General features: G+C 66.5%; 13 protein-coding genes. 5 read left to right on the forward strand and 8 right to left on the reverse strand.

Going from position 1 to position 13,204, the window contains the following annotated elements:
- The first annotated feature begins 27 nt into the window (after positions 1–27).
- Positions 28–528, forward strand: a complete 501-nt coding sequence (locus E3O25_RS09830) for a MarR family winged helix-turn-helix transcriptional regulator (protein ID WP_092107361.1) — start codon at positions 28–30, stop codon at positions 526–528.
- Positions 529–682: 154 nt separating this feature from the next.
- Here E3O25_RS09830 and E3O25_RS09835 read toward each other — a convergent pair whose 3' ends face one another.
- The 6 genes from E3O25_RS09835 to E3O25_RS09860 all read right to left on the reverse strand — a co-directional run bounded on the left by E3O25_RS09835 (position 683) and on the right by E3O25_RS09860 (position 7,819).
- A complete protein-coding gene (locus E3O25_RS09835; protein ID WP_241983942.1) occupies positions 683–1,525 on the reverse strand; it encodes an FAD:protein FMN transferase in 843 nt (280 codons plus the stop codon).
- 9 nt (positions 1,526–1,534) lie between these two features.
- Complete coding sequence (locus E3O25_RS17505) at positions 1,535–2,158, reverse strand: FMN-binding protein (RefSeq protein WP_241983941.1); 624 nt, start codon at positions 2,156–2,158, stop codon at positions 1,535–1,537.
- The gene (locus E3O25_RS09845) at positions 2,155–3,579 is read right to left on the reverse strand and encodes a ferric reductase-like transmembrane domain-containing protein (protein ID WP_241988560.1); all 1,425 of its coding nucleotides are present in this window, start codon (positions 3,577–3,579) and stop codon (positions 2,155–2,157) included. Before E3O25_RS09845 ends, E3O25_RS17505 begins: the two co-directional genes overlap by 4 nt.
- 65 nt (positions 3,580–3,644) lie before the next feature.
- Positions 3,645–3,908, reverse strand: a complete 264-nt coding sequence (locus tag E3O25_RS09850) for an FUSC family protein (RefSeq protein ID WP_092107359.1) — start codon at positions 3,906–3,908, stop codon at positions 3,645–3,647.
- A 296-nt stretch (positions 3,909–4,204) separates the two neighbouring features.
- Positions 4,205–6,766, reverse strand: coding sequence for an ATP-dependent helicase (locus E3O25_RS09855; protein WP_134361057.1), 2,562 nt, complete (start codon positions 6,764–6,766; stop codon positions 4,205–4,207).
- Positions 6,767–6,808: 42 nt separating this feature from the next.
- Positions 6,809–7,819 carry a glycerophosphodiester phosphodiesterase family protein gene (locus tag E3O25_RS09860; protein WP_092107355.1) on the reverse strand — a complete coding sequence of 337 codons (1,011 nt, stop codon included), beginning with the start codon at positions 7,817–7,819 and terminating at the stop codon, positions 6,809–6,811.
- A gap of 229 nt (positions 7,820–8,048) precedes the next feature.
- On the opposite strand from E3O25_RS09860, the gene E3O25_RS09865 reads away from it, so the two are divergent.
- The 3 genes from E3O25_RS09865 (at position 8,049) to E3O25_RS16960 (ending at position 11,070) form a co-directional block, all read left to right on the forward strand.
- Entirely contained in the window at positions 8,049–8,867 is an 819-nt protein-coding gene (locus E3O25_RS09865; protein WP_092107353.1) for a Bax inhibitor-1/YccA family protein, read from the forward strand.
- 116 nt (positions 8,868–8,983) lie between these two features.
- Complete coding sequence (locus tag E3O25_RS09870; RefSeq protein ID WP_092107351.1) at positions 8,984–10,864, forward strand: pyruvate kinase; 1,881 nt, start codon at positions 8,984–8,986, stop codon at positions 10,862–10,864.
- Between the two features lie 53 nt (positions 10,865–10,917).
- Positions 10,918–11,070 carry a hypothetical protein gene (locus E3O25_RS16960; RefSeq protein ID WP_166787741.1) on the forward strand — a complete coding sequence of 51 codons (153 nt, stop codon included), beginning with the start codon at positions 10,918–10,920 and terminating at the stop codon, positions 11,068–11,070.
- 126 nt (positions 11,071–11,196) lie between these two features.
- Here the strand turns inward: E3O25_RS16960 and E3O25_RS09875 are convergent, their stop codons facing one another.
- The gene (locus E3O25_RS09875) at positions 11,197–12,102 is read right to left on the reverse strand and encodes an EamA family transporter (protein ID WP_134361058.1); all 906 of its coding nucleotides are present in this window, start codon (positions 12,100–12,102) and stop codon (positions 11,197–11,199) included.
- Between the two features lie 44 nt (positions 12,103–12,146).
- On the opposite strand from E3O25_RS09875, the gene E3O25_RS09880 reads away from it, so the two are divergent.
- The gene (locus E3O25_RS09880; RefSeq protein WP_092107347.1) at positions 12,147–12,641 is read left to right on the forward strand and encodes a MarR family winged helix-turn-helix transcriptional regulator; all 495 of its coding nucleotides are present in this window, start codon (positions 12,147–12,149) and stop codon (positions 12,639–12,641) included.
- Between the two features lie 116 nt (positions 12,642–12,757).
- On the opposite strand, the gene E3O25_RS09885 is transcribed toward E3O25_RS09880, so the two are convergent.
- Positions 12,758–13,180, reverse strand: coding sequence for a hypothetical protein (locus E3O25_RS09885; RefSeq protein ID WP_134361059.1), 423 nt, complete (start codon positions 13,178–13,180; stop codon positions 12,758–12,760).
- Positions 13,181–13,204: the final 24 nt, after the last annotated feature.

Below are 13,204 nucleotides of genomic sequence, written 5' to 3' on the forward strand. Positions count from 1 at the left end.
GTCAAGTCAACTGGTAGATTGTCTGTTATGACTTCCCCTCCCCAACGCACCTCGGAGCCGCGCTGGCTCACCGAGGACGAGCGCATCGCCTGGCTGCGCCTGATGGCGGTCACGATGCTGCTCCCGGCCCGCCTGGAGTCCGAGCTGAAACGTGACGCCGGCCTCAGCCACTTCGAGTACTACGTGCTCGCCATGATCTCCGAGAACGACGAACACTCGTTGCCGCTCAGTGAACTCGCCTCACGCACCAACTCCTCCCTCTCCCGGCTCTCGCACGTGCTCACCCGCTTGGAAACGCAGGGCTACCTCACCCGCTGTGCCTCGCAAGCGGATGCCCGCGCCTCCCTGGCCCGCCTCACCGAAACGGGCTGGCAGAAGGTCGTCGCCAGCGCTCCCGGCCACGTCGATGAGGTGCGCACCGTGGTGTTCGACCCGCTCACCGCCCGCCAGGTCGGCCAGCTCAGCGAGATCTGCGGTCGACTGCTCGGCACCCTCGACCCCGACCACCGCCTGCTCGACCACGACTGACCAAGCACGACCGGTCAGCCACGACCGAACAGCTGATCAGTACCGGTCGTCGTTGTCGAAGTCGAGATCGGCGTAGGCGCCTGGATCCAGATCGAGGTCGAAGCTGCGGTCGATCAAGCGCCAGGTACAAACTGTCCGGGCAGTCTGAAATGACCTATTCGGCCCGGCGCAGCCCCGGCGTCGCGAGCAACTGGCCGTCACGCAACACGGCGAGAACATCGATGGGAAAGCGCTCGGTCATTTCGTTCAGCGTCGCCTCGCCGCCAGCCACGATCGCCGTCGCGAGCACGTCGGCCGTAACGATATCGGCGGCAAAAACGCTCACCTGGCGAAACGGCGACGGCTCACCGTTCAACGCCGTCCAGATGTGCTCGCCGCGTTCCGCGCTGCCCGAGGTGGCCACGGCTCGAAGCGGATGCCGCAGCGGAACGCTCGCAATCACGTCACCCCGATCGAATGGATTGACGATCGCCACGACCCATTCGAGGTGCTCGGTCACCGCGGCCGGCGCCGCCACTCGATGCCCGGTCGGCATCGCACTGTCGGCGGACTCCCACGCCTCAAATCGTTCGCCCGGCTGACCACTGACCAGCACGTCACCGCCGGCGTTGATCGACCAGTCGGCGAAGCCGCTCGCGATCAGGGCCGCCCCGGCTTCGGCGATGGCGAGCGCCTTGACCACCCCGGACAGGTCGATCACGCCATCCGCACGATGCGGAGTGAATACGCCCCGGGTGCGATCCCGCCAGTCCAGCGCGAGGGCGTAACAATTGCGCAGGCTCTCACTCGCGTCGGTCAAACGGATGTCCCCGCGCGCGACCCGAGACAGCTCCGAGTCGTCTCGGTAGAGGCTGAATTGCTGATCCCAGCGCCGAAACACTGTCTCGACCAGGTCACCGGCAGCGGTATCGGCAGCGAAATCGCCGAGTCGCAAACTGACGACGGTGCCCATCGTTGCAAAGGTGAGCGCGGGCATCCGGTCAGAGTCGCGGCACACGGCAGGCACCTAGAACCCGGCCGTATCGAGGGCCGACTGCAGCGACCGCAGGTAGCCCTGGGTCGTGTAGGTGGCGCCACTCACGTTTTGCACGCTCGCGGATTGGGCCGCGAGCACCTCGGAGCGCAAGATCGGCGCGGCCTGGTTACTGATGGCAACCGATCGGCCGCCACGGTTGGTCAGTTGCAGCGGAGTGACCTCGGTGATCGCCCCGTTGACGATCGTCACGGACACCTGCATGTTGCCGAACTGGGTGGCGACGACCGAGCCGGTGAAGCTTCCCGATTGCGACGATGCGGTCGCCGCGGTGGCTGCAGCCGCGGCCGCGTTGGCAGCTGCGTCGGCCGCGGCTGTTGCTGCTGCCGCCGCATCCGCTGCTGCCTTCGTCGAGGCAGCGGTGTTGGCGGCATCGGCCTGGGCTTGGGCTGTGGCCGCAGCGCCGGCGGCCGCTTTCGCGGTCGCTGCGGCCTGGGCGGCGGCATCCGTTGCGGCCGAGGCGGCGGCGGCTGCGCCGGTACCGGTGGCTGCGGTCAGGCTCTGCGAGGCGTCGATAGCCTGCGAGCCGAGCTGCCAGCCGATGCCGACGATCGAGACGGAGGCCAGTGCGGCCAGTGCCACGGCACGTGCTCTCACCAGTCAAACCTTTCGTAGTGGATCTGCTTCTTGGGGACCCCGCCGGCGCGGGCGTCTCGCACAACGGCGTCGGTCCACGGGCGGGGACCGCAGATGTAGATATCGCAGTGGAGCAGTTCGGGCACGATCTTGCGCAGGGTGATGCCGGCGCGGGCGGCATCCGCTGGCAGCCAGGTGCTCACGCCCTTGGGACGTTTGCCGGCGATGATGCGCAGTTCAGCGCCGCGCACCCGGCACAGGTCGGTCAGCTCGTCGACGAGGTAAGTATCGCCGAGGCTGTGCGAGCGCAGGAGCACGGTGGCGTTGCCCGGCGCGAACGATACCGTTTCCAGCAGCGAGCGGATGGGGGCGACGCCGATGCCGGCGGCGATCAAGACGACGCGGGGCGATGTGCGAGCGTTCTCGGTGAAGAGCCCGTACGGGCCTTCGAAGCTCACTCGGGTGCCGCGCTTCAGCTGGGGAAGCTGCTGCGAGGCATCGCCGAGACTGCGCACCGTGATGCGCAGTCCGCGCTCGCTCGGCGCTGACGACAGGGAGAAGGGGTGCGCCTGCCACCAGAGTCCGTGGGACCAGAACCGCCAGACGAAAAACTGCCCGGAGGTCGCCCGGAGTTTGTCCAGCTGCCGCCCGGTCAGTGTGATGGAGACCACGCCCGGAGCGACGGCGTCGACCCGGTCAACCACGAGGCGATGGCGCAACGACCGGGTGAGCGGCAGCAGAAAGCGAAACACGATGATGGAGCCGGCAACCGCCACGTAGAGGGCGAGCCAGTAGTAGCGGGCAATAGCCCCCTCGCTGAGCAGGTTGCCGACGCTCAGCTGGTGCGGGATGGCGACCAGCACCGAGAGGTAGGCGAGCAGGTGCACTGCGTGCCAGGCCTCGTAGCGAAATTTACGGCGCACGACCACGAGCGAGGTGATCACGACACCGAGCATGAGCGCGAGGCCGAGGAAGGCGAGCGGCATGTCGGGCAGGGTCGTAAGCATGTTCCAGACCTCGACGAACACGTTCACGTTTTCGGCGAGGGCATAGCCGGTGATGAGCAGCGCCGCGTGGCCGAGGATGAGATAGAGGGCGGGCTTGCCGAGCGACTGGTGCACGGCCATGGCCTGGTCGTGTCCGAAAGCGCGGTCGATCGGGGGCAGCCGCGCGGCCAGCACGAGCATCACGAGCAGCAGGTCGGTTCCGACCAGGCCGGCCAGGATTCCGAGCGAGGTGAAAGCGTCGGCCGGAGCGGAGAACTTGGCTGCTCCCCCGTCGGCGAGAAAGATGGCGATGACGATGGCGACCGACGCCACGCAGAGAATCTGCAGGCTGTCGGCGAGGCGCATCCGCTTCTGGTACGCGGGGTGCTGCAACGCCGTACGGGTGCGGCGTGTGGGCGCCTGGCCGGTTCGGTTGGTGCGCGTATCGAGGCTCATGAGTAAAGCATCGACCGGGGGGCCATCGAACAGCTATCGATAACCTGTGAACAGTCTGTGTGTCGTCAATGCCTGTTTTTCAGCCGGACCCGCGCCCGCACGAGCAGCACGATCACCAGGGCGAAGACGCTGCCCAGCACGGTCTCGAGCACGCGATCGACCAGCAGCGCCGGAACCGGTACCGGGCTGGTGAGGTGCACCACGGTGAGGGCGAGCGGGGTCACGAACAGCAGGGCGGCGCCGTAGTCTCGGCCGATCCGAATCTCGGCGCCGAACTGGCCCAGGGCGATGTCCAGAATCAGCACCGCCACTGGCGGACCGGGCAGCAGATGATCGCGAGCATGAGCGTGCCGGCAACGGTGACCGTGCGCAGCCGCACCCGGTAGAGGGCTCGTTCCGGCCGAACAGCGCTGTCATGGCGCCGAAGGCCGCGTAGGCGGCCCAGTCGAGCTGGCCGGTGAGCACGAGAACGGTGAGTGGCAGCGCGGCGGCGACCGCTGCCCGGGTGGCGACCTCGAACTGGAAGGAGCGTAGGGAGAGCGCCCACTGCCTCAGGGATTCGGGCTGGCGCAAGGAATCGGGCTGGCCCGGTTCCGGCCCTGGCGCGGGTTGAACGGGGTGCTCGCTAGATCTTTTCGATCGGGGCGATCTTGATCAGCAGCTTCTTGGCGCCGGCCGTGTCGAACTGCACGTGCGCGATGCGTTTGGTGCCCTCGCCGGTGACCTGATTGACCCGGCCCTCGCCGAAATCGTGATGACGGATGCGGTCACCCGCCGCGAGCTCGAGGCTGCCGTTGTCGCGCACGGTGCCGGTGATCTTGTTGGCCCACTCGGTCTTCGGCTTGCCCGGCGGCAGGCCGGCCGGCTTTGCGCTGGTGCCATAGCTGCTGCGCCCGCCGAAACCGTCGTTTGAGCCGTTGGAACCGGTACCCAAAGAGTTGCCGAAACCACCGAAGCCGCCGTCGCGCCGTGCGTTGAGGGCGCGCGGCTGGGTGCCGCCGCGCGAGTTGGCCATGCCCGGCGACTGCTTCCAGTCGATCAGCTCGGCCGGAATCTCCTGCAGGTACCGGCTCGGCATGGCCACGTTGATGTCGCCGAACTGCGCGCGGGTCATGGCGAGCGAGAGATAGAGCCGTTTGCGGGCGCGGGTGATGCCCACATAGAACAGGCGGCGTTCCTCGGCCGGTCCGCCGGGCTCGTTCGCCGACATCTGGTGCGGCAGCAGACCCTCCTCGACACCGGTGAGGAACACGGCCTCATATTCGAGGCCCTTCGCGGTGTGCAGGGTCATCAGTGAGACCGTGCCCGAGGCGTCGTCGAGGTCGTCGGCCGCAGCGACGAGCGAGACCTGGGTGAGAAAGTCGACCAGGCCGCCATCGGGGTTCTCCTTGTTGAAGTCCTTGGTCTGGGCGACGAGTTCTTCGATGTTTTCGGCGCGCACTTCGTCTTGCGGGTCGCGGCTGCCGCGCAGCACGGCGAGCAGTCCGCTGCCGTTCAGCAGAAATTCCAACACCTCGCTGACGTTTGCGGCGCCGACCGGCACGCCGTCAGCGGTGACCGAGGTAGGCACGAGCATGAGCGCGGCGGCGTCAAGCAGTTCGGCGAGCTTGAGAATGGCGCCGGTCACCTTCGGGCCGAGGCCAAGCGCTGCGGAGTTGCGCATGGCCTGTCGAAAGGTGAGCTCGTTGTCGTCGGCGAAGCTGGACAGCCCGGTCTCGGTGGCCGGGCCGATGCCGCGCTTGGGGGTGTTCAGGATGCGGCGCAGGGCGAGTTCGTCGACCGGGTTGGCGACGGCGATGAGGTAGGCCAGGGCATCCTTGATCTCGGCCCGCTCGTAGAATTTGGTGCCGCCGACCACCCGGTAGGGAGTGGCCGAACGCACCAGGATTTCTTCGAGCGCTCGGGTCTGCGCGTTGGTGCGGTAGAACACCGCCATGTCGCGGTAGGCCATGCCCGCCGCGTGAAGAACCTGGATCTCGTCGGAGACGAACTGGGCTTCGTCGTGCCCGGAATAGGCGGTGAAGCCGACGATCTTCTCGCCGTCGCCGCCGGCACTCCACAGCTTTTTGTCGGTGCGGTCAAAGTTGTGACCGATCACGGCGTTCGCCGCCGAGAGGATGTTCTGGGTGGACCGGTAGTTCTGTTCGAGCAGAATTACCTTCGCGCCGGGGTAGTCCCGCTCGAATCCGCTGATATTGCGGGTGTCGGCGCCGCGGAAGGCGTAGATCGACTGGTCGGAGTCGCCGACCACGGTGAGCGATGCTCCGGGGATGGCGCCGCTCGCGTCGCGCAGGTTGCGCACGTGCACACCGTCATCGTCCATCTCTTGCGCGAGCTCGGCCGTGACCGGCCGGGTGAGCTCGTGCACCAGGGCGTACTGGGCGTGGTTGGTGTCCTGGTATTCGTCGACCAGCAGGTGCCGAAACCGGCGCCGGTAGAGCGCGGCAACCTTGGGGAACGCTCGGAACAGGTAGACGGTCTCGCCAATGAGGTCGTCGAAGTCGAGCGCGCTCGCGGCGCGCAGCCGGGCCGAGTACTGCCGAAAAATCTCGACGAACATGACCTCCTGCGGGTCGCTCATGTTTGCGTTGCGGGCGTAGGAGTCCGCGTCGGCGAGCTCATTCTTGAGCTTGGAGATCTTGGCGCCGGCCGAGCCGGGGGTGAACCCGTAGGTGTCGGCGTCGAGCCCCTTGATGATGCGCTTGAGGGTGACCTTGGTGTCGGCCGAGTCATAGATGCTGAAAGTGCTCGACAGGCCGATCTTCTCGGCTTCGCGACGCAGGATGCGCACACAGGAGGAGTGGAACGTGCTGATCCACATACCGTCGGACCCCTGCCCGAGAATGGCGTGCACCCGCTCGCGCATTTCGGCGGCCGCTTTGTTGGTGAAGGTGATCGCGAGAATCTGGCTCGGCCAGGCGTCGCGGGTTTCCAGCAGGCTCGCGACCCGCCGGGTGAGCACACTGGTCTTGCCCGAGCCGGCACCGGCGATGATGAGCAGCGCCTGCCCGCGGTATTCGACCGCCTCTTTCTGCTGCGGGTTGAGCCCGTCGAGCAGGGGGCTCTGCCGGGTGCCTTCCGTGCCCGCACGTCCCTGTGCCGCGTCTCCAGGCGAATCGAGAATGATCGGCGTGGCCGAACGAGTGGCGGTTGCGGGCGCGGATTCCGCGTTAAGAGGTGTGGTCATGTCGGTTTCCAGTGTAGGCGAGGCCCCTGACAGCAGATCTGGTCAGGGCAGCTCGTCCCGCACGTGCACGGCCAGATCGGGGTGGTCGGCGAACACTCCGTCGATGCCCGAACCGAGAATCACCCGAAACTCCGACTGCCAGTGGCCGAAGTCCGCCTTGCGGGTGCCGCTTCGAAACGACTTCGCCAAAAACCTGTTCTCCGGGCGCAGTGTCCAGCAGTAAATCTCCAGCCCGGCCACGTGGGCGTCGTCGACCAGAGCGGATGCCCCGACCACGTCACCAGCGGCATCCGTTTCGAGAATGAGCGACTTCGGAACGCTGATGCCGTCGATCCCGTCAGAACCGGCGGCCAGGTTCGCGAGCCCGGCAATCGTGAGGTGATCGGCGTAGGACACGGCGCCGGCACCGTACTCCGCCGGCTGGTCAGCCGGGTGCCCCTGGTCTTCGAGCAGAAAGATGCGCCTGCCGCGCACGCCCTCCGCGCGCACCTGGGCGAGCACGGTCGGTTCGAAGCTCTCCACGGTGAGCCGGTCGATGTTCCAGCCGGCGGCGGAGACCTCGGCCGCGAACAGTTCGGCCAGCGGCAGGTCGAGGGCGGCAAAATAGCTGGCATGCTTAATCTCGGCGACAATCCCGAGCACCCGGTCGGTCTGCTCGGCCGCGGCGTCGACGAGGTCGAACAGGTCGCGCAGCCGCAGAATCGGCTGCTGGTCGTCGAAGGTTGTATTGCCCTGCCGCAGGGCGGGCAGCCGTTCCCGGGCGCGCAGGGTGCTCAGTTCAGCCCAGGTGAAGTCTTCGGTGAACCAGCCGGTGACGGGCTTGCCGTCAACGTGTTTCTGCCGGCGGCGAGCGGCGAATTCGGCGCGAGTGGCGACATCCGTTGTGCCGGAGATCTCGTTTTCGTGGCGAATGACGAGCACGCCGTCGCGGGTTGCCACCAGGTCGGGTTCAACGGCGTCGGCTCCGAGCGCGAAGGCCAGGGTGAAAGCGGAACGCGTGTGCTCCGGCCGGTGGCCGCTCGCCCCGCGGTGGCCGATGACGATGGGTCGCATGGTGTCAGGCTAACCCCGCAGGCTACCGGTGCCGGCAAAACGGATGCGGGCACCGGTAACGCTCGCAGCGAAATGAGTGCGAAACACCGCCGAAAATGCTGCAAATCGGCTGATCCCCGGTGCATTCGATCACGCTCTCGGGTACCGTGGAGGGAGCGCTGCACCAGGCGCTGCGTGCCGGTTCGACCGCGCATCCCACACCACCAGCTGATTGTGAGTACAGCACCCCATGGCATCCTCCAACCCCGCTTTCTCCCGCAACGAGGCGTTCGGCCCTCGCGGCGCAGTGGCGTCGTCGCAGGCCCTCTCGGACAACGATCTGCAGTCGATGTACAACCGGCCCTCCGCCGGTGCGCAGGACACCGAACGCATGACCTACGAAGACACCATCACCAAGACCGGCCTCGGCTTCGCGCTGCTGGTCGTCGCGGCAATGATCTCCTGGGTCGCCACGCCGGTGCTGCCGTTCCTGTTCATTCTCGGCGCCATCGTCGGTTTCGTGCTCGGCCTGGTCAACACCTTCAAGAAGGAGCCGTCGGCTCCGCTGATCCTCACCTTCGCCGCTGCCCAGGGCCTGTTCGTCGGCGGCATCTCTCGCGTCTTCGACGACATCTACCCGGGCGTCGTGGTGCAGGCGGTTCTCGCCACCCTCGTCGTGGTCGGCGTCACCCTGGCCCTGTTCAAGAGCGGCAAGATCCGCGCCTCGAAGAAGGCCACCAAGATCTTCCTGGTCGCCATGATCGGCTACGCTGCGTTCTCGCTCATCAACGTGGGAATGATGATCTTCGGCGGCACCGACCAGGCTTTCGGCCTGCGCAGCCAGAGCATCAGCATTCTCGGCTTTGACATCAAGCTCGGCATCCTCATCGGCCTGCTCGCGGTGCTTCTGGCCGCGTACTCGCTCGTGCTCGACTTCGACTTCATCCAGAAGGGCGTAAACAACCGTCTGCCCCGCAAGTACGGCTGGACCGGCGCGTTCGGCATCATCATGACCGTCGTCTGGCTCTACGTCGAAATGCTGCGCATCTTCGTGCTCACCCGCGAGTAGCAGTACGCAGAACAACCGGTGGGTCGATCCTGGTGGATCGGCCCACTTTTTGTGCGTCCACCCCGGCCGTTCACCCGCACCGGCCATACTGAACCGGTCGGCCACGGAAGGATCACATGACTGAGCTCGAATTCTCCGATCTGGTCTCTCTTCAGGCCGACGTTGAATCGCTGCGGGCGCACCTGCTGCTCGCCGAGGTGCGCCAGGCCGACGAGATTCTCGCCGTCGCAGCACGGCACACAGCCAGTGCAACCAACCTCGTGCACTACGTCGAGCTGCGAGCCCACGATCTGCGCGATCTTCAGGCGCGTCTCACCAATCGCGGTCTCACCTCTTTGGGGCGCACCGAATCAGGCGTTCTCGCGAGCGTTGACGGACTGCTGCGAACGCTGACGCTGCTGATCCCTCAGGTCGGCGCCGTGAATCCCGTCTACGCTCCCGAGGTTGAGCGGCCGCCCGACGGCTCCGCCCTCCTCACCCACAATGCCGCGCTGCTGCTCGGTGCTCAACCCGCGCAGCGGTCAACGCGCATCATGGTGACCCTGCCGAGTGAATCGGCGACCGACGCCGCCATGGTAGCGTCCATGCTCGAGAGTGGGATGGACCTGGCCCGCATCAACTGTGCGCACGACGGTCCGACCAGTTGGGCCGCGATGATCGCCAATATCCACTCCGCCGAGGCGGCAACCGGTGAGCGCTGCCGGATTGCCATGGATCTTGGCGGTCCGAAGCTGCGCACCGGCCCCATCACGCCCGGCCCAGAGGTGATCAAGGTCAAGCCGATCCGATCCCCGACCGGTGCCGTTCAGAAACGCGGTCTGGCCTGGCTCGGAACCCGGCCCGACAACGCGGTCGCGCTCGGGGCACCCGTCATTCCCATCACCGATTCGAGCTGGCTGGCCCGGCGCCGGGTCGGCGACGAAATCCACCTCGTCGACACGCGCGGGGCCCACCGCACCCTCACTGTCGAGCAGATCTTTTCAGACGGATGCCTCGTCTCCCTCCCCCAAACTGTCTACTTCGGACCCGGGCTGGCCCTGGCCGCCGCGCGGGACGAACGAGACGTGGTCGCGTTCGTTGGCACCCTGAATCCCACCGAGCAATTCTTGCTCGTGCACCGTGGTGACACCCTGATCCTCACCGCGGACCTCAGCCCGGCAGACGTCACGACCGATGGGACACACCGAATCGGCTGCACCCTGCCTTCCGCTTTTCTGGAAGCGCGACCCGGTGAACGAGTCATGCTCGACGATGGCAAGATCGGCGGGGTCATCGTTGCCGTGGCCGCCACCGAAATAACGGTCGCGGTGCACCATGCCAGCCTTGTTGGCACAAAACTGCGCGCTGAAAAGGGCATCAACCTGCCCGATACTCATCTTTCCATCTCGGCGCTCACCGAGCAGGATGAGGCCGACCTGGACTTTGTGCGAGCACACGCCGATATCGTCAACATGTCCTTTGTACGAAGTGCCGACGACGTGCGAGACCTGCTTTCACACCTCAAGGGAAACCCGGAGCTCGGCATCGTGCTCAAGATTGAGACCGTCGCGGCGTTCGAGGCCCTACCGCAGATCCTGCTTGAAGCCATGCGGTGGCAGGGTGTCGGCGTTATGATCGCCCGCGGCGACCTCGCCGTCGAGGCCGGTTTCGAACGGCTCGCCGAGGTGCAGGAAGAGATCCTCTGGCTGTGCGAATCCGCCCACGTGCCGGTGATCTGGGCAACGCAGGTGCTCGATACCCTCGCCCGCACCGGTTTGCCATCTCGCGCCGAGGTGACCGATGCCGCCATGGCCGAACGCGCCGAGTGCGTGATGCTCAACAAGGGCCCGTTCATCGCCGACGCAATCTCCATGCTTGCGGGAATCCTCGGGCGCATGCAAGGTCACACCGACAAGAAACGCAGCCTGCTGCGACGACTGCGTGCCTGGGATCTCGATGCCCCGGATGCCACAGCCACCGCAAGTCCCGCCGGCCAGGCATCCCCCCAGCGTTCGTGAAACCCGGCGCTTTTTCGTACCGTGCACACGTCACACTGTGGTTGGCTTAAGCAATGAGTTTCACTGACCTGCACCCGCTGCTCCCCCTCGAAATCAGCGGCTCGAATGCCACGTTCGGCTACATTGGCAGCGCCATCGTGCTGCTCGGCCTCGCCTGGGTGGTCGTGCTCGCCATTCGCCGATACCTGAAAGCTCCCAAGGACTGATCCAGCGGATGCTCGCGTGCGGGCCCGCCCGCGCCGCCACCCCCGCCGTTACCCGCGCCGTCACCCCCGCGTTCACCCCGTGAGCGCGCGCGCTATCGGTAGCCGCTACGCCGGTTACCGTAGCAGCTACCGATAGCGGGCGCGGCCACGGAGGTGGATACGTTCGTGCGGGGATATCGGAGCTCTGGCGACGATGACGGCAGCGATCGAGCCCAGCACGATGACGATCCCGGCGATCTGAATCAGGCTGAGGTGCTCTCCGGCGATGGTCCAGCCGAGCAGGATCGCCACGATCGGGCTCAGCAAGCCGAGGAATGCGATCGTGCTGGCCGGCAGGCGCGCAATGCCGTGAAACCAGGCCACGTAGGCGAATGCGGTGCCGGCCACGGACAGATACACGTACCCGGCGATATTGGTCGCGGTCAACGGAGCGGCGCTGATGCCCTCGATCAGGAGCAGGACCGGCAGAAGAGTGAGCCCGCCCGCGATGAGTTGCCACGATGTTGTCGCCAGAAGGGATGCCGGCTGCCCCCATTTCTTGGAGAGCACGATGCCGAGGGCCATGCACAGTGTGCCGGCGAGCGCAGCGAGAATTCCGATGGCATCGAGCCGCGCCTGCGACTGCAACACGATGAGGCTCACCCCGAAGGCTCCGGCGGCACCGCTGCCGAGCACCCGCCCGCTCAGCCGTTCGTGCAGCACGCGGCTGGCGAGCAGGGCTACGACAAGGGGCTGCAAACCACCGACGATGGCGGCCACGCCGCCGGGGAGACGATAGGCCGCGATGAAGAGCAGGGCAAAGAACGCCCCGATGTTGAGCACACCGAGCACCCAGGACTTCCACCACCATGCACCGCGCGGCAACCGGCGGCACAGCATCAGAAGCAGAAGCCCCGCCGGCAGCGCCCGCAGGAATGCTGCGAGCAGCGGTCGGTCCGCCGGCAGGAACATGGTCGTCGTCAAGTAGGTGGTTCCCCAAAGCACGGGAGCCAGGGCGGTGGTCGCCAACAGGACATATCGATTGCTAAGCACTTAGCTAGTATAGCTAAGTGCTTAGCCATTGCTAGGGTGGACCCATGGCAGACCAGGTGGATCGAATCCTTGAGCAATGGCAGGCCGAGAAGCCCGAACTCGACGTCTCCCCCATGGCCGTTATCGGCCGCTTGAGTCGCACCGCGCTGGCGGTCGACTCGCGCCTGGCCGTCACCTTTGCGCGGTACGGGCTGGACGCATCCGTTTTCGACGTGCTCGCCACGCTGCTACGCAGCGGCGCGCCGTATCGCGTCAGCCCGGCAGCCCTGGCCCGAGATGCGATGATCTCGTCTAGTGCGGTGGCCCAGCGTCTGAACAAGCTGCAGTCGCGAGGGCTGGTCAGTCGTGCGGCCAATCCCGACGATGGCCGGGGCACCCTCGTTGCACTCACGGAGGCCGGCAGGCGACTCATCGACGCCGCTCTAGCCCCGCACGTGGAGACCGAACGCACCCTCATCGCCGGTCTCAGCAGAGAGGAGCAGGCGACTCTCGTGGGGCTCCTGCAGCGGATCAGCGCCGCCGCAGCGCACGACACCTGAGCCCTTCGACGAGCACCCGATGCCGCATCGCGGCCTGCCGGTACCACTACGACGACTAGCAAGATATCGCTTACCCGGCCGTTTTCACGTAAATCCGTTCGCGGTGAGGCCGCGCGTCAGCGGCGCGGGCGCGCTGCCAGCTCCGTCGCCGTCGTAGTGACCAGCAGCACCAGGGAAACGGGTGCCCAGATCATGCGCTCCAGCCGGCTCGGCGTGAGAGTGTTCAGCACGACTCCCACGGCCAGCAGCCCGACCGCCGTCCACATGACCGCCGGAACGGCCTGGCCGGGCACCACCCGCCTCACCTCGTGGCCACCGCGACGCAGCACCACGAGCGCGATCACCGCCCACACAACGGATGCGACGGCGCTGCTCGCGCGCATCCGCTTGGTTGGGTGCTCGGTCGCCCCGCCATAGGCCGCCCGACCCCAGGGAGCTCCGAGCGCCAGCGCGAGCTGAAATCCCGCGAGGGCCGTCAGGAACACAGCGCCGACGCCGGACGACACTCGGGCGATTGAGGAGGACGGTAACCGAGTCATGCCGCCGATCTTAGGCGTATTCGG

Origin of the sequence: Cryobacterium sp. TMT1-3, from assembly GCF_004402315.1 — a bacterium.
Taxonomy (GTDB): domain Bacteria; phylum Actinomycetota; class Actinomycetes; order Actinomycetales; family Microbacteriaceae; genus Cryobacterium; species Cryobacterium luteum.

Bases quoted from the DNA above. Each gene is read 5' to 3' on its own strand.
- E3O25_RS09830 (WP_092107361.1), top strand. From the start codon at position 28: ATGACTTCCCCTCCCCAACGCACCTCGGAGCCGCGCTGGCTCACCGAG.
- E3O25_RS09845 (WP_241988560.1), bottom strand. From the start codon at position 3,579: ATGAGCCTCGATACGCGCACCAACCGAACCGGCCAGGCGCCCACACGC.
- E3O25_RS09855 (WP_134361057.1), bottom strand. From the start codon at position 6,766: ATGACCACACCTCTTAACGCGGAATCCGCGCCCGCAACCGCCACTCGT.
- E3O25_RS09860 (WP_092107355.1), bottom strand. From the start codon at position 7,819: ATGCGACCCATCGTCATCGGCCACCGCGGGGCGAGCGGCCACCGGCCG.
- E3O25_RS09865 (WP_092107353.1), top strand. From the start codon at position 8,049: ATGGCATCCTCCAACCCCGCTTTCTCCCGCAACGAGGCGTTCGGCCCT.
- E3O25_RS09870 (WP_092107351.1), top strand. From the start codon at position 8,984: ATGACTGAGCTCGAATTCTCCGATCTGGTCTCTCTTCAGGCCGACGTT.
- E3O25_RS16960 (WP_166787741.1), top strand. From the start codon at position 10,918: ATGAGTTTCACTGACCTGCACCCGCTGCTCCCCCTCGAAATCAGCGGC.
- E3O25_RS09880 (WP_092107347.1), top strand. From the start codon at position 12,147: ATGGCAGACCAGGTGGATCGAATCCTTGAGCAATGGCAGGCCGAGAAG.
- E3O25_RS09885 (WP_134361059.1), bottom strand. From the start codon at position 13,180: ATGACTCGGTTACCGTCCTCCTCAATCGCCCGAGTGTCGTCCGGCGTC.